The 853-nt window shown below is 52.3% G+C and carries 1 protein-coding gene; it reads right to left on the bottom strand.

Translation table 11 applies throughout. The annotated features are described in order from the left end of the window. Nucleotides 1–12 precede the first annotated feature (12 nt). A protein-coding gene (locus PY793_RS14095; RefSeq protein ID WP_275178616.1) for an IS5 family transposase occupies nt 13–776 on the bottom strand; the annotation gives its coding sequence in 2 pieces (ribosomal slippage) (nt 13–443 and nt 443–776; 765 coding nt in all). Between the last annotated feature and the right edge of the window lie 77 nt (nt 777–853).

Genomic DNA, 853 nt, shown 5'->3' with positions numbered 1-853 from the left:
TAGGCTCAGGACTCATTCTTTAAGATAGAAGATGAAGCTTGCTGCGATATGGATTGCGGACATGAAGGTGTGAGCGCAACGGTCATATCTGGTCGCAACACGTCGCCAGTCCTTCAGCTTTGCGAACATGTTTTCGATGAGATGGCGCTTTTTATACAGATGCCAGTCATAAGGTGGCTTTGATTTCCGGTTCTTCTTCGGGGGAATACAGGCGGTGATGTTCCGGTCTGCGAGAGATTGTCTGATTTTATTGCTGTCGTATCCCCGATCACCGATGACTTCTGCCGTTTCGACCGGCAGGTCCGCCAGCAGAACATCAGCGCCTCTGAAGTCACTGACCTGCCCTGCAGTCAGATGAAGGCGGACAGGGCGTCCCTGTCCATCGCACAGGGCATGGAGTTTTGAGTTCAGGCCGCCTTTTGTGCGTCCGATATGGCGGGGAAAAGCCCCTTTTTAAGCAGGGACGCTGCCGTTCTATGCGCTTTGAGGTGTGTTGCATCAATCATCAGCTGCTTCGAACGGCCAGCCTGTTCTGTCAGGGCAACAAATATCCGGTCAAAGACACCCAGACGGCTCCACCGGATAAAGCGGTTGTATAAAGTCTTGTGCGGACCATACGCTTTCGGAGCGTCCTTCCACTGAAGACCGTTACGGATCACATATATGATCCCGCTCAGAACACGCCGGTCATCCACGCGTGGCACTCCGTGCGCCAGAGGAAAAAACGGCTCAATCCGCTTCATCTGGCTCTCAGACAGCATAAACACATCACTCACACGCCCACCCTCCATCGGTAAGCCTGTGAATCACAACAACACATTCAGTTCAATAAATTAATAGGTCCTGAGCCTAG

This window comes from Acetobacter fabarum (assembly GCF_029069195.1).
Taxonomy (GTDB): domain Bacteria; phylum Pseudomonadota; class Alphaproteobacteria; order Acetobacterales; family Acetobacteraceae; genus Acetobacter; species Acetobacter fabarum_A.
The sequence above is the reverse complement of the archived record's forward strand: the minus strand, read 5'-3'. Positions and strand labels throughout refer to the sequence as shown.